The sequence below is a fragment of the Nocardia sp. NPDC046473 genome, from assembly GCF_040645995.1.
Lineage (GTDB): Bacteria > Actinomycetota > Actinomycetes > Mycobacteriales > Mycobacteriaceae > Nocardia.
Genome location: NZ_JBEYZJ010000005.1, coordinates 178,494 through 200,147, shown reverse-complemented (window position 1 = coordinate 200,147; position 21,654 = coordinate 178,494). Strand labels below are relative to the sequence as shown.

Here is a 21,654-nt window from a genome sequence, read left to right as displayed (position 1 = left end):
GCGTGACAACCGCTGCCCCAGCGCCTTTCAGACCTCGCGCATTCTTGCCATCAGCGAGGGCCGCCTCCCGTCTGCTTCGCGAAAGAGATCTCCATGTCCACCGATCCCCAGCGCGCCCATGTCCTGAGCCGCGAACTGCTCGACACTCACCACTGGTTGCGTAGCGAACTACGCCGCGTCGCCCGCGCACTGGACGAGTATCGGGGCGACGAGCCGATCAGCCCGCTCCGAGACCTGCGTGCGCACTGCCTGGCGTTCTGCCAGGCCCTCACCGACCACCACACGAGCGAGGACGCGACAGCGTTTCCCGTTCTGGCCCAACGCTTCCCCGAACTGGCCCCGGTACTCACCGAGCTCTCCGCCGACCACCACCTGATCGCGGACATCCTGAACCGGATGACCACCGCGCTCGCCGATTTAAGGGCCGAGAATCTAGCGACAGTGCGCGGCGAGATCGCGGGGCTATCGGCGATTATGGAATCCCATTTCCAGTGGGAGGAACGTCGAATCGCGGCTGCGCTGGACGAGCTGCCGAGCGCCGAGTACACCGCAGCGGAGCTGTTCAGCCGCAGGCAATGATGTCCCGCAGGTTCACGCGGTCATCGCGACACTTCATCCGCTTGGGCGGTCAGGGCCTCCACGCAGCGTTTCAGGCCTGATTGTGACCAGGCCATAGCCCCTTAATCAGCGCGAGTTCGGACGGTGCCGTCTGGCTGGTGGAGGTCGTAGTAGATGCCGTTTTCATCCACCAGATCGGTGATGTCGTCGAAAAATCGTTCGGCGGGAAGGGTTTTCGTCAGAAGCGCGACAAGGAAACCGGTGAGGGTGCCTGGATAGAAGCCCCAGCCGGCGTTGCTGCCGACGACGACCCGCCAGGCCTCAGGGTCGGGGGTGGTGTGCCACAGGCAGTATTCCCCGCCGCCGAGTTTGCCCCACGCGATCAGGCGCTGTGGGTCGAGGCTGAACCCGTCGGGAATCTGATCCCAGCGCGGCGGGAAGTCCGGGTCGCCGAGCCGGTCCCGGGCTTCGCGAATCCACCACAGCAGGTCCAGCGACGGCGCGGGATGGCCCGGTACGGCAAGGCGCACGGTAGAAGAGAACTCGACCGGGCCGTAGGTGTCGACGAGCTGTTTGTAATCGTCAGGAAGGGCGAGGCCGACGTCGCGCTCGACGGCATTCCAGTCGACCGCTGCCGGGCGCGGTTGCGGTGGCGGGAGCAGTCGCTGCAGGTTGTCGAGCGCGGTCACACATGGCCTCCGGGAGTGTGCGGGTCAGCTGTTGTCGATGACGATCGGCGGCAGGTTCCAGCCCTTCTCGCCCCAGGCGAACAGCCACAACGCTACCGGTGGTTCCCCGGGTTCGCCCCACACCGGGATGACCAGGGCATGCACGACCTGTTGCTCGACGCCGGGCATGGTGCCCTCGGCGACATCGGTGAGCATCGAATCCCACTGACTCTTCACACCGCGATTGTTGTGTGCGTTCTCCCGGATCAGGTTCTGCAGGATGCGCCCGGACCCACCGACTGTGGCTCCCGCGAGGTGGCCCGCGTCCTGGTCGGCGGTGATGCCGTCCAGCAGCGCCCGGTTCGCGGCGGTGCCTTGGTTTTTCATGCCCGGCACCACACGCATGTAGACGCCGCTGGGACCGTAGACGCCGTCGGTGGGGCCGTAGGCGATCACACCGCCCCCTGGGTGGACGTCGACCACGGGAGTACTGTCGGCGGCCGCGTCGTACCCGGTCGGGTTGGGGATGCCGTAGCTGCCCGGCGGCAGCGGTGTTCCTTGGCCGAGGTACTGCATCGCGTAGGGCAGGAAGTTCGCTGCGGTCTCGGAAATGTTCGGTGCCGCCGCGCTCGGGTTCGCTTGTCCCGGTGCCGGAATCATCAGTCCGGGAGCGGTTTTCAACGCGGGGTTGGCCGCGAACGATGGCGGCAGCGACGACTGCGGGGCACCAAGCGGTGTCTTGGTCACCTGCCACGGCTGATACGCCGTCGTCGGCGCCCCCGGGGCGACACGGCTCAACGGAGGCAACACGTTCGCAGGAACCGCGGGGCGCGGGTTGCGGCGGTTCGCCGGCGGTGGCGGGGCGGGCTGCGGCGCGGGCGGCGGGCACGCAACCTGCGGCTGCCCTGCCGCGACGGGTGTAATGACCAGCGCGGCCGGGCACTGTTGCGGCTCATCGGGTTTCGGCGGCGCCCCCACCTGCGGCACATCCTGGCCCTGCTGGCGGCACTGCGCGGCCAGCGACTCGAGCTCCGGTATCTCGGCGTTGCCGCGTTCGGCCTCGGCGTTGTACGCCGCAACCGCCGCCTCATCCCGAGGATTTGGCGGATTCGCGTTGTGGGCCGCGGCGCTCTCGTTGTGGGCCTCGATCTGCGCGGCCACCGCCGAGCAATCCAACGGATCAGCCTGCCCGACCGGCGCAAACCCGACCAGAATCACCAGCGTGCCGAGCATCGCAGCCACGACAGCAACCAGGCGATGAATGAAAGACGTTACAGGAGAACTCATTTCACCCCCAATGAACCAAGTGCACCCAACTTAACGTCATCGTTCTCCGCCGGTCAAGACCGCAGCGCGAGTGATGCGTCAACCACCGCGACGCAGGCATCGGTTCGCCTTCGAGCGCTCTGGCCATCAGCGGACCGATGCCTCGAGCTGGCCGGTTGCTTCAACGCGGTAACGCGACAAATGAGAATGTTCGCCGGAGGGTGGCGAAGGGAGCCTCAACTTGCCGCTGCCAGCACCCTCCACACCTTTCTGGAACGCGGGCGGGGCTGCGGAGCCGCGTATCCGATTCGCCGGCGCGCTTCGTCAGCGCTGATCCGCAGCAGATCAGTCAATAGCTCGACGGTGTCCCGATAGCCGGTGTCTGCGGCGAGGCCACGACGCGCGGCTTCGGCGACGGCCGCGCGCATAGCGGCATCAAGTCGTCTCCGGCGGCGTTCGGTTTCGACGAGGGTGCGCAGCAAGTCGACATCGGTCAGCTCCGGCCATCCTGACGCTGGAGCATCCGGCGCAAGCGCGGTCGAATGTATGTTCACCCGAGCGAGCCTACCTCACGATAGAACATATGTTCGACAAATCGCGTTGCTGCCGACCGTGTTTTCCCGACTCGACGGCAGGCCATATCTGTCACATGCAGGTCGCAGTTGCCACAAGGTCGGACGCGCGGATAGGCGGTCCGGCTCGCCGGCTCGCGAGATCAACAGTCCGTCCGCGTTCGCGCCTGTAGAGGTACACAGATCCGCGGCACGCGGCGATGTTGCCTCGATTCCGGGCCACAGATTTCAGTGTGCGGAGGGAGTGTTATACCCGTAACGCCTGATGGCTTCGCGTCGTTGATAAAGCTTCTGACCGAACATGCCAGCGGCCACAAAGGCCGGGACGAATGCCCAGTTGCCGAAGACATCAAGACGACCAACTAACGCGAAGCCGATGACCGTCACCCCAAACGTGGCTGCGAGATACAACGCGAACAGCCACAGCAACCGAGGCTCACGGCGAATCAACCGCGCTGCGCCACCGAAGCCGACCATCTTCTCGAGGTCATCACGCAGCCACTGTCGCAGTCCGCGCCGAAACGTCGTCACGTGACGAGTATGGCATGCAGAATCGTCCCGTTGATGCCCCCAAAAGCGTTGTTTCCGCGCACTGCCCACGGGCAAGAAGCCTTGCCCGGCAAGCGATCACGGGCGCGGCCACTACCACGACCAGCCACCTACTCGACCGAACTCCCGAAATCGCTGACGAACCACGAAAAGCCTTGGCAGCGAAGGAGTCCCGCCCACAACACGCCCCACTGACACCGACGTTTCCGCCGCTGATACCTGCGTGACGTGCACGGTGACATCGCGACCAGCGACCGCCCCAGCCAACGTTGACCAGTCAGCGATAGCTCATTCCCGCAGGTAGAGGAAGGATTTCCGGCGAGGCGAGCTCACGTCGGCGACTCGGCGATCAATCCGGTGGCTGTTCGGGCTCCGGAACTCTAGGGTCACGTCGTGCCCGAGAACGAGACCGATACGAATGTCCCGGAGTCGTGGGCGGAGCCAGGCACATTGCTGGGAATGATGCAACGCGGGCGTGGCGCCTGTTACCGCGAGGCGCGGGCGGAGCCTGTAGCGGCGGGCAACCTTGTGGTCGAGTGCATAGTTCACGATCCACGGTGGGATCATCAAGTCGAACAACGTAGTTGGCTGTACGCGATGCTCGTCGCCGACTCGGGGATCGAACTTTCCCGGTTGCGGGCGGCGTACAGCGGACCGGTAGACCCGCACGGAGACTCCGACGCTTGGCTCGCCACCGGCGTTCTCGAACGGCTGGCCCGTCGTGGTGTCAATGGCGCGGTCACCGAATTGCGGCACTATCTGCGCTCGGGACGCGACCTCGACCAGGCGCTGGACCGTCTGATCCCGTTCGTCGAGCACCCTGAGGCCGAGGGACTACTCAACGACGTACTGGAGATCGCCGACGACGAACAGCTGGCGTCCACCCTCGCCCCGTTCGGACAGTTGCGTGATCTGTCCGCGCCGCCTTGGCCGAACTGGCGGCGTGCCAGCGCCCGTATGGAACGAATCATCGTGGCGGCGGCGCACATCCAAGGATCCGGTGAGCGACGAGTGCTCGATCGCGCCGCCCGAGAGGCGGCGAACCGCGAACGGGTGCTGCGCGCCGCCGTCGAGGCGAACCTTGTCACTGCGGTGTCGGAGGTGACCGAGGCCCGTTGGGAGACAACACTTCTCCGCATCGCGCCAAACCTGCTCCAGGACAAGGAAACCCCGCTTGTCCTACAGAACGCAGTGCGCAAGGCCCTGCGCACACTCCGCTCACCGCAGGCGTTGACCTGGGCCCGGACTTGCGCAACATTAGACGACTCCGTCGGGCGCAGCGCCCTGTCACTCTTCGCCGAACTCTCCGAAACATCGGATGCCCCAAGGGTGTTCGAGTTCCTAACCGAAGCCGTATCCGGCGGCAACACCCACCTCTACGACCAGAATGACCTAGTCTCCGCACTAGGCCGCCTGAACCATGTCGCCGCCCGCGCGGCGATCGACGAGATCTTCGACAACACGATCTACTCGTATCTACGCATCCAATGCGCGACGGCATTGGGCCGCCTGGCACCGGACTTCGCCGACGAGCGAGCCGTGGAATGCCTCGACGATTGCGAGCCCGAGACCCGAGAGCTCGGCATCGCACACGCGAACATAGCGATCCCAGCGGTCCGTGAGCGCATCGGTCGAACCGCCGACGACCCGACCGAGGAAGCCTGCAACCGGCGAGCCGCCACAGATCGAATCATGCAGCGACGCTGAGAGAGCGAACGATTACACACCGCCCAATCGACGGTGACGATTCGGACAGCGCCCTCGCCAGTGCGTTCGCATCGCCCGATGCTACCGACCGCGCGCGAGGAAACAGCCCCCAGGACGGCTGCCCGTCGCGACACCAATTACCCTGCCACGGAACCCTTTCCGGATTCACGGGCTGCGATTGCGGCCTGGATTCGCCGTAGCGTGCGCAGGCCCTTCTTCGCGGCGACGCTCACCATGCCGTCGAAGACGGTGGAGCCTCGGTCATCAGCCATCAACCGTTCCAGTGTCGGCACGGCACGATCGTCGCCGGTGGAACCGAGCGCAACGGCCGCCCAGTAGCGCTGGTCCGGGTCATCGCTGTCGGCCGCCGCGCAGAGTCGCGGAATGACGTCCGGGGCGAATGTGGCCAGGGCGCTGGCGATATAGCCGATGCGGTAGTACCGGCGGTGCTCGAATTCGTCCCATAGTGCGGCCAGAGCCGCAGCGCCGCCGATCAGGCCGAGGGCCTCGGCGGCACGTTCGCGCATTCCGACGATCGAGTCCTGCAGCACGGGCGTGAGCGCCGGGACGACCGATTCGTCACCGAGCGTACCGAGGGCGATCACCGCTTGCTCGCGAGCCATCTGCTGTGGGTGGTCCAGCATCGCGACCAAGCCGGGAACCGCGTCGCGGAAGCCGAGCGCCGCGCAACCCATCGCCGCCCAGGCCTGACAGTTGTACCGAGTGTCGGCCAGTGACGCGAGCAGCGGCGCCCGCAGCGTGTCGTCGCCGAAGACCGCCGCCCGATTCAATGCCCGGCTGTACAGCGACCGGTGATAGTCGCGATAGTCGCGCACCAGCGCGCACAGTGCTTCCTTCGCGGATACGTCACCATCAGCAGCCCGCACGAGCAGCAGCCGCAGATTCTCCTCGCGGGTCTCGAGATCACCATCTTTGAGGAGGCGCACATCAGCTGGGTTCACCGCCCAACGGTACCTGGCGATGATCCCCTCCCCTGCCACGTTCCGGGTGGTCGACATCGCCCGGGAACCTGGACGGTGACTGCCTCGGCAATCCGACACCGGCCGCCATGACCTGCCACACTGCAGGGCACGGCTTCAGCCCATTGACCTTCGGACGTACCGCGTGCGGTATCGGCACTATCGGATATTCCAGAGACGTTGGCCGCCAACCGATCAGCGGGCGGCACCGGACGTTCCGGCTACGACAATCGGGGTCCTCCGGCCCTGCCCCGGCGGGATCTTCACCGGCGTCAATCTGGAGACGCGCTGACCCCGACCGGCCGGTACTGCCCGGTCGGGGCGGTTGTGCGTCTGGACACCGCCATCGAGGAAAGCTGGGATCCGTCCTCGATGGCGGCATCCTGTGCGACAGCTCCTATCGTTTGCTGTCGACCCGACGGGCCGGCCTTACTTCAGGTGCCGGGTGAAGAAACGGTTTCCTTCCTCCCCTGCGAACTGCGGGACGCCGGTGTGCCCGCCCATATTGGCGTGCAGCGTTTTCTCCTTGGAGTCGAAGGCGTCGAACAGGTCCAGGGCCATCTGCCGGTCGTTTCCTTCGTCGTCCCACTGCAGCAGGACATGCAGCGGAATGGTGACCTGCCGGGCCTCCTCGATAATGGCGCGGGGCACGAAACTCCCCGCGAACAGCACGGCGGCCGAAATGCGTGGATCGACTATCGCCAGCCGGACGCCGATGGAGATCACGCCGCCCGAATACCCGACCGGGCCGCCGATCTCCGGCAGCTCGAGCAGGGCGTCCAGGGTGGCCTGCCATTCCGGGACCGCCTTGTCGACGAGCGGGAGGATGAGCCGGTCGACGATCTCGTCGTCGATCCGGCCGCCGGCCGCCAGCGCCCGATGCAGGTCGGCGAGGGCCTGATCGGCGGCGGCCGAACGAGGTCGATCACCGCTCCAGGGGAGCTCGATGGTCGCCGCGGCGTAGCCCTCTGCCACGGCGTGCCGGGCCCGGGCCGACAGTCGCGGGTACGCCTTGCGCAGTCCGAGCGGAGGAGGGCCGAGCAGGATCAGCGGCAGCGGTGTGACTGCGGATGCGGGCGTCCACAGGATGCCGGGGATCTCGCCGAGGGTGAATTCGCGCTCGCGAACGTCGTCGTCGAAGCGCTGTTCAGAAATGAATTGCATGGTCGTGCCTTTCGGGAGTGCTCGTAAACGGCGCTCCCGGACGACCTATCGCCCGACCGTGACCCCAGAGGGGAGCACCCATATCGATATTGCGTTCACGGGTACCACCTCCTCGTCGGCTAACACGGCCTCTGAAAACTAGCAGTGATCGTCGCTGTCCGCCAACAGGTTTTCGCGGAGGTTCTGCGGTGCTCCGTGGTGTTACGGATTCCGTTGCGCCCCAGCGGGATACCGCCGGGCGTCGATGTCCGCGACGAGCCTTCCATAGCCCTCCTGGGCTTCGCCGAGCTCGAGCCAGGCCGCACGTTGCACCTGGTCATCGACGGGGTGCAGGACCGTCCACCGTGCCTGGACGTACGTTCCAGCGACGCGGCTGAAGACTTCGCCGAGGGAGTGAGTCTCCTTGCGCGCGTCTGGGTTTCGACGCATGTGCAACTCGGCCCACGAATCGATCGCGGCAACGATCCGCGCGATCTCAGTGGCCGCATCGAAGTCGATCGGGTCAGCTTGCTCCGACATCCGAGCCGCGTGCAGACCGCCGAGTTCACGCGCCCATCCGACCAGCGGCGTGGCCGCGTCGAGATGACCGGATATCGCGGCCAGTAGCGCCTCCGGCGACAGCACCGGTTCCGCATCGTCGAGATCATGACGGCGCATGTCTCCCCCAGCTTCATAACAGTGTTATGCCCGTAGGATAACGTCGTTATGGAGCAGTGGCAATAGTGACCGCGGAATCGGACCAGTCGCCGAGCAGGCGTGCGCAACTGATCGAGGCGAGCATCCAGTTGCTGGAAGAGGTGGGGCCGGAAGCGTTGCGCGCACGCACGGTTGCCACCAAGATCGGTGCATCCACGATGGCCGTGTACACCCACTTCGGCGGCATGAACGAACTGCTGGAGGCGGTCGCGGCGGAAGCCTTCGCACGCTTCGGCGCCGCAGTGACCGTCCCCGACACCGACGATCCGGTCGCCGACTTCTTCGTCGCGGGCAACGCGTACTGCGCCTACGCACTCGCCAATCCGCAGCGCTACCGGCTGATGTTCGGTCTCGTGTCCCCGCAGACCACCCGCCCCGCGGCGACAAGCCTCGACCGCCCTCCCACTGAATCCAGCACCGACGCAACGTCTTTCAACCAAATGATGCACGTGGTCGAGCGGATGGTCGAAGCAGGGCGGATCCGTCCGGATCCGATCGCCGATATCGCGGGACGGCTGTGGAGTTTGGTGCACGGCGTGGTGCTACTCGAAATGGCCGGCTACCTCGGTCGAGAAGGACGCGCCTTCACCAACATCCTCGGCCCCGCCACGATGGACCTCCTCGTCGGCATGGGTGACGAGCGCACCCTCCTCGAACAATCAAGGGCTCGCGCGGCCGAACGACTCGCCGCGCACGCACCGGACACCTGGTAGCCCGGCTCGCGCCCTCATTCACTCAGAATTCCGACGCCTCAGCGGGCGGCGGGCGCGGTGGTGGTGTCTTCGATTCCGGCGGTCGGGATCTGCACCGGATGGCAATCGGCGGTCGGGGATTGGGCGGACAGGGACTGCAGCAGGCAGCCGACATTGATCAGCGAACCGAGCGATGAACTGCCCGTTCCGGCCTGGGCCGTCGGGGCTGCAATGAAAAGTGCAGCAGCACAAAGCAATCCGCCTGCCATGAGTTTACGAGTGATCATGGTGGATTAATCGGCGAGCGAGGTGGGTGCGTTGCACGCGCAGCTGCCCCCAATTCATTGGTGTTTCCCTCCGCGGTTCGTAACGGGATGTCGAGAACGCAGCGCCGGCTCCGTCCCAGGGGCACAGCGGCCACAACGGGCCGCACGACGAAGGAGGATCATCGCCATGCGCAAGCTCGTAGTCCAGCAGTGGGTTACCGTCGACAACATCGCCGCGGAGGAGAACGGCGGGCTCAGCTTCGTCTCCGGGGAGTCCTTCTCCGAGACGACCGATCCCGCGTTCAAGACGAGCGTGATGGGGCTCATCGATTCGGTCGACACGATGATCCTCGGCGCGAATACCTATGCCCAGTCAACCGGTTGGGCATACGCCGAAGACCAGGGCGAGTACGGCGAAAAGCTCAACAACCTCACCAAGTTCGTCGCCTCGTCGAAGTTGGCCGACGCCCCCTGGGGTGACTTTCCCGCCGCGACCGTGACGCGCGACCCGGCCGCCACCATCCGGAAACTCAAGGCGCAGAGCGGCAAGGACATCTGGCTGTGGGGCAGTTTGACACTCATGCGCTTCCTGCTCGACGCCGACCTCATCGATGAAGTCCGGATGCTGATCAGCCCGGCCGCACGCGGCAAGGGAACACGCCTCTTCGAGGATCGGCGAGACCTGGAGCTCATCGAGGCCGCCGGGTTCGAAAACGGCGTGGTACTTCTGCGCTACGAGATCAAGAAATAAGCGGAAAGTCCGACCGTCATGGGCTGGCGTCGCGCCGCCCATGGTGGTCACGGCGGCGGGGTTGACCAGCGGCGAAACGGAATTCCTCGATCTCGAACCGATGGTTGACGCCTATCCGTGACGCAGCCGGTCGACACGCTGCGACGGGTCTTGCGAGATAGAATTGCTGCATGGTTTCCGGCTGCGGGATCGTTCAGTAAAGGGAGTCCGAGCGGATGGATCGCCGGAGCAAGGGAATCAGCCGGCGCAGTGTGCTGGTGGCGGGCGGCGCCTCGATCGCACTCACCGTGCTGGCGGAACCGACGGAAGCGATGACGATCACGCGGAGAATCGCCGCGGGTCCCGACGAGCCGGCGAAGCGGGCGAGCCTGGCGGAACAGGCGATCGTGCAGCGACATGTGCGCACGCTCTGGGGCCAACCGCAAATGCGACTCGGGATGCTCTTCTGGCCCGCGTCCTTGGTGGACCGGTCGTTCGTGAAATGGTGCATGTGGTGGCAGGCCCACCTGCTCGACTGTGCGGTGGACGCCGCGTACCGCGCCCGCACCCCCGAACGCGTCGGCCGGGTCGCCGCGATCGCCCGCGGTATCCGGACGCGCAATCTCACCGGCTGGACCAACCGCTACTACGACGATATGGCGTGGCTGGTGCTGGCGCTCGAACGCGCCGACCGGCTGCTCGGTATCCGATTCGGCGGCGCTGTCGGCGAGCTGAAGGCCGGCTTGATCGACGGCTGGAACCCGGCTGTCGGCGCGGTGCCCTGGCGCGCGGGCGACGAGTACTACAACACCCCTGCGATCGGTCCGACCGGTATCGCGATGGCGCGGCTGGGCGAGTTGTCCCGCGCCACCGAACTTGCCGATTTCATGCAGACCCGACTACGCGACACCCGCAGCGGCCTGATCCTCGACGGCGTCCATGAACCCGGCGGACGGGTCGAGCGGACCGTGCACACCTACTGCCAGGGCGTCGCCATCGGACTGGAAACCGAATTGGCTTTGCGCACAGGCGAATCGGACCATCACAAGCGCGCGACAGACCTCATTGCCGCGACCGGCGACAGACTCACGAAGGCAGGGGTGATCGCCGCCGCCTCCGGGGACGACTCCGGACTGTTCATGGGCATCCTCGCCAGATACCTCACGGAAGCCGCACTGGCCCTAGGCGATACCACCGCCGCACAGATCGTGCACGCCTCCGCGCGGGCGGCCTGGCAGAACCGCGCCGAGGTGGACGGGCTACCGCTGTTCGGCCCGGACTGGACCCGCCCGGTCACGGTGCCACAGCTGCCCGGCACCCTCACCCAGCTCGCGCGCCCGGCCACGGCGTCGACGAACCTGAGCCACGATCTCTCGGTGCAGTTGAGCGCGTGGATATTGCTCGAAGCGGATCACCAGCTCACCGCAGCGGGGCTCTGAGAACACAACGGCCGCAAGGTTTCTCGGTCAGCCATGAACCTGCCCCGCCGGGCGCACCGAGCCCGGCCGCGGGCCGCGATGGCCCGCAAGGTCACCGCAACTCTCGACGTCTGAAGAGTTGGGTTCCGGTACAGCACAGCTGGCCGTCGCGGGATCGACAGTGGCCGCCCAGCCGGCGTCGAGCAAGCCGAAAATTCCGTCAAGTGCGGACTCGGGGTCGTCTTGTCCGTGCACGAGAGTGACCGCTTCGAGGGCGAAGTGGGCCAACGCCTGGGCAACAGGGTCGCCCTCAGGTAGTCCAGCATCGGCGACGATCGCCGCTGCCACGGCGTTTTCGTGGCGCAGCCACATGCGGCGAGCATGTTCGCGCAACGCCGGAGTGGAATCGATCAGGTGCAGGAAGTCCGCGAAGCGAGGATCGGTGCGGACCTGCCGGGCGCGCTCATGGTGCAGCAGCTGGCGCAGAGCCTGGGGAATGGAATGCCCGGCGGGACGCTCGCGGACGGCCGCGACGAGCGCTGCCTCACGGTCTTCGTCCTGGTCGAAGACCAGCGCTTCCTTCCCGTCGGGAAAGTGCTTGAACAGCGTGGCCACCGAGACGTCGGCGGCCTCCGCGATCTCCCGGACGCCGACCGCGTCGTAGCCGCGCTCCAAGAACAGCTGCACTGCCGCGTCCGCAATGGCTTGTCGGTTGGCGGCCTTCTTGCGCTCGCGGCGTCCTGGCTCGGTCATGTGCTCACCTTACCCCCTGGGTAGAACAAATATAAATGTAGAACGGTTGCACTTTTAGAACCGATCAACCTATCCTGGACGAGGCAGGCCGCCCGGCCTGCGCCCAGCCGCGATAACCACACCGCCGCACCAAGTTCGGAAAGGTTCCACTCCCATGACCACACCCAGAATCGCCATCATCGGCGGCGGCCCCGCCGGTTTGATGTGCGCCCGCATCCTGCAGGGACATGGCATCCAGCCGACGGTGTACGACGCCGACGCCGCCGTGGACTCCCGCGACCCCGGCGGGACACTCGACCTGCACGCCGACTCAGGCCAGATCGCATTGGAAGACGCCGGGCTGATGGACGCCTTCCTGGCGTTGGCCCGGGTCGAAGGCCAGGCCAAAAGCCGCCGAGACCAGCACGGCACCGTCCTGGCCGAGTTCACTCCCGACGAGGGCGACGCGGCAGCTCCCGAGATCGACCGCGGCCAATTGCGCACGATGCTCTATGAACACCTGCGCCCCGGCACGGTCCGCTGGGGACATAAACTCCTGCAGGCCAATCCTGTCGAAAACGGCACGCACCGACTGGAATTCGCCAACGGCGCCGGCACGGACGTGGACCTCGTCATCGGCGCCGACGGCGCATGGTCGCCGGTTCGCCGGCTGCTCACCGACGTGGTGCCGCAATACCTCGGCGTCTGCTTTCTCGACGCCCGATTCGACGACGTGGACACCAAACACCCTGATATCGCGGCGATCGTCGGCAACGGCCACATGTTCTCCACCGACGGCGCGGGCCGCGCGGTGATCGTCCAGCGCAACAGCAACGGCGTGGTCCGCGGCTACGTCGCCTTCCGCGCCGAACTCGACTGGTATGTCACGGCAGGCGTTGACGTCACCGACCCTGCGGCCGTCCGGTCTTACCTGGTGCGGGAATTCAGTGAATGGTCCCCGATCATGCGCCCACTGATCACCGACAACGACGGCGACTACATCCAGCGCAGCTTCTGGGCCCTGCCCGCCCCGCTGACCTGGAACCACACCCCCGGTGTCACCCTGATCGGCGATGCGGCCCACCTGATGGCGCCCTTCGGCGGCCACGGCACCAACCTCGCGCTACTCGATGGCGCGGAACTCGCACACGCCATCAAAAATGAGAATTCCCTGGACGAAGCGATCACACGCTACGAGACAACGATGTTCCCACGATCCGGCGAACTCGCGGCGGGCTCGAACACCGCACTCACCCGCTTCTTCGCCACCACATCCCCCGACGCGCCACACCTTCCCCCAGACCACGCGCAGGAGCACAAGAACTACGAGGCGAGGGCTGCCGAATACCGGCGCAGGCAAACCGAAAGCGCATAACAACCAATCCCCCAGAAATCGGAACTACGGGGTGTCGGGTCGGATTCTGCGGGGCTTGGCCATGCGCCGAATGCCTGCGGCCGGGCCGTCGTCACCGGCGCGCTTCCGCCGCAATGCGGCGAGGTCGATGACGCTCGCGTCCTGCTCGGCTCCGGTCGGATCATGCTCCGGGGCGGGGTCGGCTGGCCAGGCGCCGGTCTCACCCTGCAGTTCTGATCGCGTCACGGGTCTGGTCGGTGCCGGGTCGAAGTGGGAGCCGCCCTCGGAACGCCATGTTTTGCGCGGACGCCCGCCGGCGTCCTCGGTCATGCGCCGCGGGCGGTGCGGCAGCCGAATGAGTTTCGACGCGCCGTCGCCCGCCTCGGCCCGACCGGTCTCGGTCGCCATCAAACCTTCCAGCTTCCTGCGCAAACGTTCCACCGCATCGAATCTGTTCTCCCCTGGCCCGGGCAAGGATCCCGGATTTTCCCGCTCCGACATCGAGCTACCAGCCGGCGAGTGCCATGGCACCCGCCGACGCCACGACCGTCGGTACCCCGAGCTGATCTCCGAACTTCGTCCTGCTTACATCACGCACGATCCGTATTCTCCCCTAGGACCGCTGCCGTCGTTCCCTACCCCCGTCCCCACTTCGCACCGGAGCCCGGCCAGCGCCGCCTGCTGGACCGGCTCACAACTTCCGCATCGAGCCCGAAAGTCCATGCCACTCCTTCCCGAGCGGTGCGTGTGTCCGGCGGCACGCGTAGCCAGTAGGTGCGGTTGGTGCCGTCGGGTTCCGGAGTGGAATTGACGACCTCGACCGCACCTGAGGCTCGCTCCCATCACATTGCAAAACTTACAGCTGTTATCTCTTGCCTAAGGTCGGCTTACAGTCGTAGCCTTACATGCGTTACGTCAGTGGATCGCAGCATGGGAGTTCTTCGTATGTCCGCAGTCATGTCACAGGCAGTTCGTCGGCGCTGGTGGTGGTTCTCATGGGGTCTGCTGACCGCGCTGGCGATCGGTATCGCGGCCTTCTTCGTGACGCCGTACCTGCGCGGCGGTTCCACCGTCCCGATCGACCGCAGCATCGTGGGGTACTACGCGAGCCTGGTGGTGCACGCAGTGCCGGCCGGCCTGGCGTTGATCATCGGGCCGTGGCAGTTCGTGCCGCAGTTGCGAACTCGCTTTCCTCGATTGCACCGCGTGGCGGGCCGGGTGTACATGGTCTCGGTCGTCGCAGCATCGGCCGCGGCGTCGTATGCGGCGGCAGTGACGCCGAGCGGTTTCCCGTTGCAGGTCGCGTTCTACATGCTGGTGGTGGCGTGGTTGTACACGGCCGCAAAGGGCTATCGAACGATCCGCCGCCGAGAAGTGCAGTTGCACCGCATCTGGATGATCCGCAACTACGCGTTGACCTTCGCGGCGGTCACTCTGCGTCTGTACCTGCTCGCGGGTACGGAGGTGGCGAAATTCATCCCGTCACTGGAGTATCGAGACATCTACACCGCGAGTGCATGGGCCTCTCTCTTGGGCAATGTCCTTGTCGCGGAATACTTCATCATCCAGCGCACGCTGGCCCCGTTGGCCCGCCGAGAGCGGCGCAGCAGCACCACGGTTACCGAGAAACTGCAGGGCCAAATGCTCCCCGCGGCATCGCAGGTGGCTCAAAGTTGACAGTTAGAAGTCACAAAACTGTCCATGATCCGGCGGTTGCGGCAACGTGACCACTGGAAAGCAGAGCCCCGCCCCGGGATTCGCCTGCTGTGCATCCTGGATGGCCCCGATGAGAGCCATCAGCGCGAAACAGGGTCACGGGCGCGCCGGGTTGATTCCAGGTGGGCGTAGTTTGGTCAGCGGACCTAAGATCGTGCCGACCGTTCGTATTGTGCTGTGCCATAGCTGCTTATCGGAGGACGCCGTGCGTGCTGAGGGAGATTCCTGGGACATCGTGAGCAGCGTCGGCGCCACCGCACTGGGCATCGCCGCCGCCCGAGCCATGGAGACCGCCAAACCCGACCCGCTGGTGCGCGACGAGTACGCCGCGCTCTTCGTCCGGGCCTCCGGGCACGAGCGAATGATCGCCATGCTCGAAGGCCCTGCGGCCCAGGATGATTGGCTGCTCGGCTCGGGCATGATCGGCTTGCGCACCAAGTACTACGACGACCATTTCGTCGCGGCCACCACCGACGGAGTACGCCAGGCGGTGATCTTGGCCGCAGGCCTGGACGCGCGCGCCTATCGGCTGCCGTGGCCCGCGGGCACCGTCGTGTTCGAACTCGATCAGCCCGCGGTGCTCGAGTTCAAGCGCCGGGTGCTCATCGACAACGACGCGCAGCCAGCGGCGGATCGGCGCGCGGTCGCCGCGGATCTGCGCGAGGACTGGCCCGCTGCCCTGCTCGACGCGGGTTTCGATGCGTCCGCGCCCACGGCGTGGTTGGCGGAGGGCCTGCTGCCGTATCTGCCCGGCGCCGCGCAGGAGGGGTTGTTCGACCAGATCACCCAGCTGTCCGCGCCCGGAAGCCACCTGGCCTTCGACTGGATCGGCAACTATCAGAATCTGGATCAGGTGACCGAGCATCAGGGCGAGAACACGCAGAACTCGCCGATGGCCGAGATCGATCTGAGCGAGCTGTTCTACACCGATCACCGCATCGAGCCGGAGGACTGGTTCGCCGCCCGCGGCTGGTCGGCGAACCCGGAGAAGGTGCCGGCCCTGGCCGCCCGCTATAACCGCGAACTGCCGCCGATCCCGGAACCGCTCGCGCCGATGTTCCACAGCTCGCGCTGGGTGGCGGTCGCCAAACCACGCACAACTCGGTAACTTGGTCCGCTCCCAGCCTGCTCGAAACGACCACCCCCGGTAGCCAATTCGCTGTTCAGACGATCGGCCACAGGACAAAGCTGGGGAACGCGCGCCGCTCGGGCTGATCACCGATCTCGTCGATCGCGGCGCGGATTTCACGGAGTTGGCCGGTGGTCATCTGCAGCGGCGGCTCATCGGGCTGATACGTGGCGCGAATCGGGTAATCCACGCCCGGTTCAGTGGTCATCTCGACGTGACAGCCGAGCACGTACGTGACCGGTCGCCGGTCGGCGAACTCGATCAGGCGGTCGATGCTGCGGATGAAGTCCGACCAGTTCTGGATGTAGAGCCGGCCGGGATAGACCGTGTCGCCGGTGAGCAGGAACCCGGTCCACGGGTCGTAGAACGTAACCGCCGCCTCATGATGGCCGGGAGTCGCCAGACATTCCAGCACGCGCCCGCCCAGGTCGACCGGCGCCACCGCGTCGGGATCCTCGTTGAATCCGAAGTACTTCCAGGCGGCGTCCAGATCAGCGCCGACCACCGTGGTGTCGGGGCGGTCGGTGAACTGACCGTCGCCCGCGACGTGGTCACCGTGCGAGTGGGTGTGCAGCACCAGCAGTTGGTATCCCTGCCGCGGATTACGCGCGAGCCAGCCCTCGATCAGCTCGTCGACCACGCGGCGCAGCGGGAAGAACTCTGCGGACGCGGTGGCACCGGTGTCGATCAGCACCGCACGAGCATTTCCGAACAGCAGGAACAGAAATGGGGCTTCGTAATTGACCGCCATGTTCTGCCGGAGGATGACTGTGTGCTCGTCGTAGGCGTAAATCTGGATGTCTTCGTCGGTGTTGTGCTTGGCCGACGGCGATCCGTGGATCCACCGGACATCCAGCGCACGAGGCTGGGCGGTCGCCCCAGCGAAATCGATCATCGATAGGCCTGCGCCCGTGACGCCTCCTCATTTGTTGTCTTGGCGGGCCGGGTACGTCGCATCTCGTCCGGGGCAGGCGCGGATAGGCCGCCGCGGCGGAATTACCAGCACCGCGTCGCTGCCTCACGTACCTCGGGATCGGGATCGGCAGCCAAGCGCGCCAGCAGTCGTCGCGCCTCGCTGCCACGATATCTGCGCAACGCGAACGCGAGGGCGTAGCGAACCTCAGGGTTGGCGTGGTCGACCAGGTGCGCGACGTCGGCGACATCGCCACGACTACGACGACCCAAGCCGTAGAGCGCGTCCATCAACTCGTCATCGTCGGCCGCGTTCCGTAATCGGTCCAGCAGTTGCGGTTTCGTGAGCTCCGGAGCACCGATCGGGAACCGCCGACGCAGGTCGGCGGCCTTGAATCCGCCGCGTCCGAGGCACACCGGACAGGCGCAGGGCCGACGACCGTGCGCCTCCGGGCGATACCGCCACCCCGTCACCTGCCGCACATGCCGAACCTGATGCAGCTCTGCGGCCGCGATCGAACGAGGCACGACGATCTGGTATCCCCGCGGGTCCTCGGCGTGCAGAATCATCGAAACGGCCTCGGCCGCAGTCATTTCCGTGCCCTCCGCCGAGTAATGCCCGACCAGCACCGGCTCGTCGTCGGGAATCCGGAAATGCACCGCGACGAACAGCCGCTGCCCGCCCCGGCGCAGCTCACGCAACCATTGATGCGACAGCACATACGACGGCAGCACCGGCATACAGAACACTCCGTGCCGGAAGCCAGGCGCGGTAATACCCGCACGGCGGATTCGCCGAGCGTTCTTCTCCGGTGTCAGATGCACCAACAGGGCCACGCGTACACCGTAGCGATCCGGTACGACAGCGTCGAAGCGGTTTTACGCAGGGTATCGAGCTTCCGCTTCGCCCTTGGCGTTGTGCATATTCCAGAGCAGGTCCGCGAGTTCGGCCGGGTCGACGGTGGGCACCTCCCAGAACGGCTCGCCCGCAGCCTTGGCTCGTTCCATCTCGAGGTGCCAGGCACTGTTCTCGATGGCCGCACCGATGTAGAGCCCGCCGACGTAGACGCCTTTCCCGGCCACCTCGGCATGCAACGCCTGGAGGTAGTTGCGTTGCGCGGCCAGGGTGAGCCCGCCCGCGACGCGCGGATTGCCCTGCAGGGCACTGGCCCCTTGGGCACTGAGGATCACGCCGTTTCCTCGAATGATCATGGCGGGCAAGAACTCTCGCACCAACTCCAGCAGCGAATAGACGCCGAGCCGCATGAGGTCTTGCACGCGCTCCGGCGTCAGGTCGAGCACCGGCACGAACCCGTTGGCCGCGGCGCCGTAATAGAACGCGTCGAGGTCACCGACCGTGGCGCGAATCTGTGCCGCCAGTGCGGGAACGGCATCGGCGTCGGCCAGGTCAGCCGTGATGACGTGCGCTGTCGGACCCAACTCTTTGGCGATCAAATCGAGTGGTTCTCGGCGTCTGGCGATGAGCACCACCTCGTAACCGTCTTGTGCGTAGCGGTGCGCGACGGCTTGACCGAGGCCAGGACCGGCGCCGAATACTGCGATCGATTTGGACATGAAACACCTTCACTAACAACACGAATCGGGACACTAGTCATGCTAGCTGATCATCAGCATTACTGACGATCAGAACCGTATATGGTTATGACGTGCCCATTCAAGACGAGTCGTCGAGCCCCTCCGACGGAGGCGAGCTCCCCCGGTTGGGGTATCTGCTCAAACACGCGGCCCTGAGCTACGGAGCGCTGACTTCGACCGAACTCGCGCCGATCGGCATCGCCCCACAGGAGTGGGCAGCCCTCAACTGCCTGAACGAGCAGGATGGTCGCTCTCAAAAAGAAGTGGCAGAGCTGCTCGGAATCGACCGCACGACCATGGTCGCGTTGCTCGACCAGCTCCAAGTCAAGGGCTGGGTCGAGCGCCGTCCCCATCCCGGTGATCGCCGTAAGAACACCGTCAGCCTCACCACGAAGGGACGCGACATCTTGCGCCGCGGCATGCGCATCATCGACGAGTGCGAGCGAATGTTCTTGGCCGCGCTCGGCGAACCGGCCGCCGAACAGCTGAAGCACAGCCTGCACACTGTGATCGTGGCCAATCAGTAGCAGCCGATCCGCGGCACCCGGCCGCCGATGCGCGCAGGTGTCGGTGGGTGTCGGTAGCGTCTGGTGCTGTGGAAACTGGGGAACATATCCAAGAGCTCGCGGACCGCATCGTGGCGCTGCGCGACGCCTACTATCAGGGCTCGCCGCTGGTCGCCGACGCCGACTATGACGCGATCGAGGACGAGCTACGCGCCCTGATCGAGGCGAACCCGGACCTCACACCGGACCCGAATCCGCTGGATCAGGTCGGCGCGCCCGCCGTGCTGCACGCTCCGATCCGGCACTCGCGGCCGATGCTGTCGCTCGAGAAGGCGACCAAGCCCGAGCAGGTCGAGGCGTTCTTCAACCGCTTCCCCGGCCAGTCGGTGGTGGTGATGCCGAAGCTCGACGGCTTGTCCCTGGCTTTGGTTTTCGAGGACGGGCGACTGGCCCGCGCGGTGACCCGAGGCGATGGCACCACCGGTGACGACGTGACCATGCTGGTCCGCGCATTGGTCGACGGCATCCCGGCGCAGATCGACGTCCCCGGCCGGGTCGAGGTGCGTGGCGAGGCGGTGATGCTGCGTTCGACCTTCCTCGCCTACAACACGGCGCATCCGGACAAGCCGCTGATCAATCCACGCAACGCCGCTGCAGGCACGTTGCGGGCTAAGGACCCGGCCACGGTCGCCGAACGACGCTTGCAGTTCTTCGGCTTCGACCTGGATACCGCTGACGATGATGCTGCCGTCGATCTGGAAGAGGGCCTTCGGGCGCTCGGCATCGCCGGAGCGCAGATGCGGCACTGTGCCGACGCCGAGCAGGCGCAGGCGGCGATCACCGCGATCGAACAGGGCCGCAACGACTTGGACTACGACCTCGACGGCGCCGTGCTGCGACTTGCCGACCGAGATGCTTACGCGGCGGCCGGAACTCGATCGAACTCCCCGCGCGGCGCGCTCGCGTTCAAGTTCGCCGCCGAGGAGAAGACCACGTTGCTGCGCGAGGTGATCTGGGACGTCGGCAAGACGGGCAAGATCGTCCCGGTCGCGTGGCTGGAGCCGGTGTTCGTCGGCGGCACCACGGTCACCAAGGCGACGCTGGCCAATCAAGAGGTGATCAAAGCCCGCGACATCAAGGTCGGCGACACGGTGCTGGTCCGCCGCGCGGGCGACGTGATCCCGTTCGTCGCAGGCGTACTCGATGCCGCCAAACGCACGGGCGAGGAGCTCGAGATCATGCCGCCCACCGTCTGCCCCTCGTGCGAGCAACCGGTAACCGAGCAGGGCAACAGTCGAGAACTGTTCTGCACCAATGTCGCCTGCCCCGCACAGACGGTACGCAGGCTGATCCACTGGGCCTCGCGCGCGGCGGCGGATATCGACGCGATCGGTGGAGTGTGGATCGAACGCCTTGCCGAGGCGGGCATCCTGGAGAACCCCTCCGACTTCTACACGCTCACCAAGGAGCGTCTGCTCGAATTCGACCGCATCGGCGAGGTTTCCGCAGCACGCATGATCGACTCGATCGATGCCAGCCGCCAGGTCGGCCTGCGCCGCGCGCTCATCGGTCTGGCGATCCCGATGGCCTCCGACGGCACCGCCGCGCGCCTGGCCCGATCGGGATTCGGCTCGCTGGAGGAGGTCGCCGACGCGGGCGAAGAACGCCTGGTGGCGGTGGAGGACATCGGACCGAAGGTCGCCGCCTCCCTCGTCGCACACCTCACCCGCCTGCGCCCGGAACTGGAACGGTTGCGCGCAGCGGGCGTCTCCCTCGACGTGCGCGAGGAAGACCTCCCCCCGGTCATCGCGGCCGGCGCACCGCTGGCAGGCAAGACGGTGGTGATCACCGGCGCCATCAGCGACCCACGCTCCGGCGAAAAGGTCGCCCGCCCAACGTTCCAACGCCTGTGCGAGCAGGCGGGTGCGACCGCAGCATCCTCGGTCTCGGCGAACACCGACCTGCTCATCACCGGCGCGGGAGTCGGCGACAGCAAGCTGACCAAAGCGGAGAAGCTCGGCGTCGAGGTCGTCGACCAGGGCGAGATCTGGAACCTGCTGATCGACGCCAAGGTCGTCTAGACCTCGGTGCGCCCGGCCGGACCCGCGCCGGCCGGGCGACGAAATGACTTCGGCACCAAGCATTCTCGAGCACAGGCAACGGCACGTTGCGGACGGACCAGTAGACCCCCTCCGACCTCGGAAAAGGGATCCGACCGTCCGCGGAGGACGACCCGATATCTGAGTGCGCAGCAACCGGGGCGTGCCGTATCGTGGGTGCGCGCGGGCGTGAAGTGCCTTCGGCCCGGCTCAGACTTATTGTTCCTTCGGTAGTGGATTCGAGGTGGTGGCGTATCGCCCAGACCAGGTAGTCGTCCGTACTCCCCCCGTTCTGATTTGCGGAACGTGCCGAGGGGCGGACGTCGCGCTGGTCTGAGTTGCGT

The 21,654-nt window shown here is 66.0% G+C and carries 23 protein-coding genes and 1 pseudogene; 10 read left to right on the top strand and 14 right to left on the bottom strand.

Features of this window, described 5'->3' with window-relative positions; translation table 11 throughout:
- Positions 1-93: 93 nt before the first annotated feature.
- A complete protein-coding gene (locus ABZ942_RS18755; protein WP_357383544.1) occupies positions 94-579 on the top strand; it encodes a hemerythrin domain-containing protein in 486 nt (161 codons plus the stop codon).
- 101 nt (positions 580-680) lie between these two features.
- Here ABZ942_RS18755 and ABZ942_RS18750 read toward each other — a convergent pair whose 3' ends face one another.
- From ABZ942_RS18750 to ABZ942_RS18735, 4 genes are all read right to left on the bottom strand, one after another.
- Complete coding sequence (locus tag ABZ942_RS18750; RefSeq protein ID WP_357383542.1) at positions 681-1,247, bottom strand: hypothetical protein; 567 nt, start codon at positions 1,245-1,247, stop codon at positions 681-683.
- A gap of 24 nt (positions 1,248-1,271) precedes the next feature.
- Entirely contained in the window at positions 1,272-2,468 is a 1,197-nt protein-coding gene (locus tag ABZ942_RS18745; RefSeq protein ID WP_357383540.1) for a hypothetical protein, read from the bottom strand.
- Positions 2,469-2,728: 260 nt separating this feature from the next.
- Positions 2,729-3,046 carry a DUF222 domain-containing protein gene (locus ABZ942_RS18740; protein ID WP_357383539.1) on the bottom strand — a complete coding sequence of 106 codons (318 nt, stop codon included), beginning with the start codon at positions 3,044-3,046 and terminating at the stop codon, positions 2,729-2,731.
- Positions 3,047-3,292: 246 nt separating this feature from the next.
- A complete protein-coding gene (locus ABZ942_RS18735; protein ID WP_357383538.1) occupies positions 3,293-3,595 on the bottom strand; it encodes a hypothetical protein in 303 nt (100 codons plus the stop codon).
- Between the two features lie 411 nt (positions 3,596-4,006).
- On the opposite strand from ABZ942_RS18735, the gene ABZ942_RS18730 reads away from it, so the two are divergent.
- Complete coding sequence (locus ABZ942_RS18730) at positions 4,007-5,320, top strand: hypothetical protein (protein WP_357383536.1); 1,314 nt, start codon at positions 4,007-4,009, stop codon at positions 5,318-5,320.
- A gap of 137 nt (positions 5,321-5,457) precedes the next feature.
- On the opposite strand, the gene ABZ942_RS18725 is transcribed toward ABZ942_RS18730, so the two are convergent.
- From ABZ942_RS18725 to ABZ942_RS18715, 3 genes are all read right to left on the bottom strand, one after another.
- Positions 5,458-6,282 (bottom strand): HEAT repeat domain-containing protein, encoded by an 825-nt coding sequence (locus ABZ942_RS18725; protein ID WP_357383534.1) that lies wholly within the window; start codon positions 6,280-6,282, stop codon positions 5,458-5,460.
- Between the two features lie 447 nt (positions 6,283-6,729).
- Positions 6,730-7,464, bottom strand: coding sequence for an alpha/beta hydrolase (locus ABZ942_RS18720; protein ID WP_357383533.1), 735 nt, complete (start codon positions 7,462-7,464; stop codon positions 6,730-6,732).
- 201 nt (positions 7,465-7,665) lie between these two features.
- Positions 7,666-8,121 (bottom strand): hypothetical protein, encoded by a 456-nt coding sequence (locus tag ABZ942_RS18715; RefSeq protein ID WP_357383531.1) that lies wholly within the window; start codon positions 8,119-8,121, stop codon positions 7,666-7,668.
- 65 nt (positions 8,122-8,186) lie between these two features.
- Between ABZ942_RS18715 and ABZ942_RS18710 the strand changes: the two genes are divergently transcribed.
- A complete protein-coding gene (locus ABZ942_RS18710) occupies positions 8,187-8,873 on the top strand; it encodes a TetR/AcrR family transcriptional regulator (RefSeq protein ID WP_357383529.1) in 687 nt (228 codons plus the stop codon).
- A 38-nt stretch (positions 8,874-8,911) separates the two neighbouring features.
- Here the strand turns inward: ABZ942_RS18710 and ABZ942_RS18705 are convergent, their stop codons facing one another.
- Complete coding sequence (locus tag ABZ942_RS18705) at positions 8,912-9,139, bottom strand: hypothetical protein (protein WP_357383528.1); 228 nt, start codon at positions 9,137-9,139, stop codon at positions 8,912-8,914.
- A 166-nt stretch (positions 9,140-9,305) separates the two neighbouring features.
- On the opposite strand from ABZ942_RS18705, the gene ABZ942_RS18700 reads away from it, so the two are divergent.
- The gene (locus ABZ942_RS18700; RefSeq protein ID WP_357383526.1) at positions 9,306-9,869 is read left to right on the top strand and encodes a dihydrofolate reductase family protein; all 564 of its coding nucleotides are present in this window, start codon (positions 9,306-9,308) and stop codon (positions 9,867-9,869) included.
- A gap of 215 nt (positions 9,870-10,084) precedes the next feature.
- Complete coding sequence (locus tag ABZ942_RS18695; RefSeq protein ID WP_357383524.1) at positions 10,085-11,287, top strand: glycoside hydrolase family 76 protein; 1,203 nt, start codon at positions 10,085-10,087, stop codon at positions 11,285-11,287.
- A 27-nt stretch (positions 11,288-11,314) separates the two neighbouring features.
- Here the strand turns inward: ABZ942_RS18695 and ABZ942_RS18690 are convergent, their stop codons facing one another.
- Positions 11,315-12,019: a TetR/AcrR family transcriptional regulator gene (locus tag ABZ942_RS18690; protein ID WP_357383522.1), complete on the bottom strand. Its 705-nt coding sequence runs from the start codon at positions 12,017-12,019 to the stop codon at positions 11,315-11,317.
- 154 nt (positions 12,020-12,173) lie between these two features.
- Between ABZ942_RS18690 and ABZ942_RS18685 the strand changes: the two genes are divergently transcribed.
- Entirely contained in the window at positions 12,174-13,373 is a 1,200-nt protein-coding gene (locus ABZ942_RS18685) for an NAD(P)/FAD-dependent oxidoreductase (RefSeq protein WP_357383521.1), read from the top strand.
- Positions 13,374-13,397: 24 nt separating this feature from the next.
- Here the strand turns inward: ABZ942_RS18685 and ABZ942_RS18680 are convergent, their stop codons facing one another.
- Together ABZ942_RS18680 and ABZ942_RS18675 are read right to left on the bottom strand one after the other, a co-directional pair.
- Positions 13,398-13,760: a hypothetical protein gene (locus ABZ942_RS18680; RefSeq protein ID WP_357383519.1), complete on the bottom strand. Its 363-nt coding sequence runs from the start codon at positions 13,758-13,760 to the stop codon at positions 13,398-13,400.
- A 227-nt stretch (positions 13,761-13,987) separates the two neighbouring features.
- A pseudogene (locus ABZ942_RS18675) lies at positions 13,988-14,164 on the bottom strand (DUF6745 domain-containing protein); the annotation flags it as partial.
- A gap of 118 nt (positions 14,165-14,282) precedes the next feature.
- Here ABZ942_RS18675 and ABZ942_RS18670 point away from each other — a divergent pair.
- Positions 14,283-15,029 carry a DUF2306 domain-containing protein gene (locus tag ABZ942_RS18670; protein ID WP_357383517.1) on the top strand — a complete coding sequence of 249 codons (747 nt, stop codon included), beginning with the start codon at positions 14,283-14,285 and terminating at the stop codon, positions 15,027-15,029.
- A 244-nt stretch (positions 15,030-15,273) separates the two neighbouring features.
- Complete coding sequence (locus ABZ942_RS18665; protein ID WP_357383515.1) at positions 15,274-16,176, top strand: class I SAM-dependent methyltransferase; 903 nt, start codon at positions 15,274-15,276, stop codon at positions 16,174-16,176.
- Between the two features lie 55 nt (positions 16,177-16,231).
- Here ABZ942_RS18665 and ABZ942_RS18660 read toward each other — a convergent pair whose 3' ends face one another.
- The 3 genes from ABZ942_RS18660 to ABZ942_RS18650 all read right to left on the bottom strand — a co-directional run bounded on the left by ABZ942_RS18660 (position 16,232) and on the right by ABZ942_RS18650 (position 18,684).
- Positions 16,232-17,092 (bottom strand): MBL fold metallo-hydrolase, encoded by an 861-nt coding sequence (locus ABZ942_RS18660; protein ID WP_357383513.1) that lies wholly within the window; start codon positions 17,090-17,092, stop codon positions 16,232-16,234.
- A 101-nt stretch (positions 17,093-17,193) separates the two neighbouring features.
- The gene (locus tag ABZ942_RS18655) at positions 17,194-17,946 is read right to left on the bottom strand and encodes a HEAT repeat domain-containing protein (protein WP_357383511.1); all 753 of its coding nucleotides are present in this window, start codon (positions 17,944-17,946) and stop codon (positions 17,194-17,196) included.
- Positions 17,947-17,988: 42 nt separating this feature from the next.
- Positions 17,989-18,684 (bottom strand): SDR family NAD(P)-dependent oxidoreductase, encoded by a 696-nt coding sequence (locus tag ABZ942_RS18650; protein ID WP_357383509.1) that lies wholly within the window; start codon positions 18,682-18,684, stop codon positions 17,989-17,991.
- Positions 18,685-18,776: 92 nt separating this feature from the next.
- Here ABZ942_RS18650 and ABZ942_RS18645 point away from each other — a divergent pair, with 92 nt between their 5' ends.
- Together ABZ942_RS18645 and ligA are read left to right on the top strand one after the other, a co-directional pair.
- Complete coding sequence (locus tag ABZ942_RS18645; RefSeq protein ID WP_357383507.1) at positions 18,777-19,232, top strand: MarR family winged helix-turn-helix transcriptional regulator; 456 nt, start codon at positions 18,777-18,779, stop codon at positions 19,230-19,232.
- Positions 19,233-19,300: 68 nt separating this feature from the next.
- Complete coding sequence (gene ligA / locus ABZ942_RS18640) at positions 19,301-21,292, top strand: NAD-dependent DNA ligase LigA (RefSeq protein WP_357383505.1); 1,992 nt, start codon at positions 19,301-19,303, stop codon at positions 21,290-21,292.
- Positions 21,293-21,654 lie beyond the last annotated feature (362 nt).

Coding starts and splice junctions, on each gene's coding strand:
- ABZ942_RS18755 (WP_357383544.1), top strand. CDS start 94: ATGTCCACCGATCCCCAGCGCGCCCATGTCCTGAGCCGCGAACTGCTC.
- ABZ942_RS18720 (WP_357383533.1), bottom strand. CDS start 7,464: ATGCAATTCATTTCTGAACAGCGCTTCGACGACGACGTTCGCGAGCGC.
- ABZ942_RS18715 (WP_357383531.1), bottom strand. CDS start 8,121: ATGCGCCGTCATGATCTCGACGATGCGGAACCGGTGCTGTCGCCGGAG.
- ABZ942_RS18705 (WP_357383528.1), bottom strand. CDS start 9,139: ATGATCACTCGTAAACTCATGGCAGGCGGATTGCTTTGTGCTGCTGCA.
- ABZ942_RS18700 (WP_357383526.1), top strand. CDS start 9,306: ATGCGCAAGCTCGTAGTCCAGCAGTGGGTTACCGTCGACAACATCGCC.
- ABZ942_RS18695 (WP_357383524.1), top strand. CDS start 10,085: ATGGATCGCCGGAGCAAGGGAATCAGCCGGCGCAGTGTGCTGGTGGCG.
- ABZ942_RS18690 (WP_357383522.1), bottom strand. CDS start 12,019: ATGACCGAGCCAGGACGCCGCGAGCGCAAGAAGGCCGCCAACCGACAA.
- ABZ942_RS18685 (WP_357383521.1), top strand. CDS start 12,174: ATGACCACACCCAGAATCGCCATCATCGGCGGCGGCCCCGCCGGTTTG.
- ABZ942_RS18680 (WP_357383519.1), bottom strand. CDS start 13,760: ATGGCGACCGAGACCGGTCGGGCCGAGGCGGGCGACGGCGCGTCGAAA.
- ABZ942_RS18670 (WP_357383517.1), top strand. CDS start 14,283: ATGGGAGTTCTTCGTATGTCCGCAGTCATGTCACAGGCAGTTCGTCGG.
- ABZ942_RS18660 (WP_357383513.1), bottom strand. CDS start 17,092: ATGATCGATTTCGCTGGGGCGACCGCCCAGCCTCGTGCGCTGGATGTC.
- ABZ942_RS18650 (WP_357383509.1), bottom strand. CDS start 18,684: ATGTCCAAATCGATCGCAGTATTCGGCGCCGGTCCTGGCCTCGGTCAA.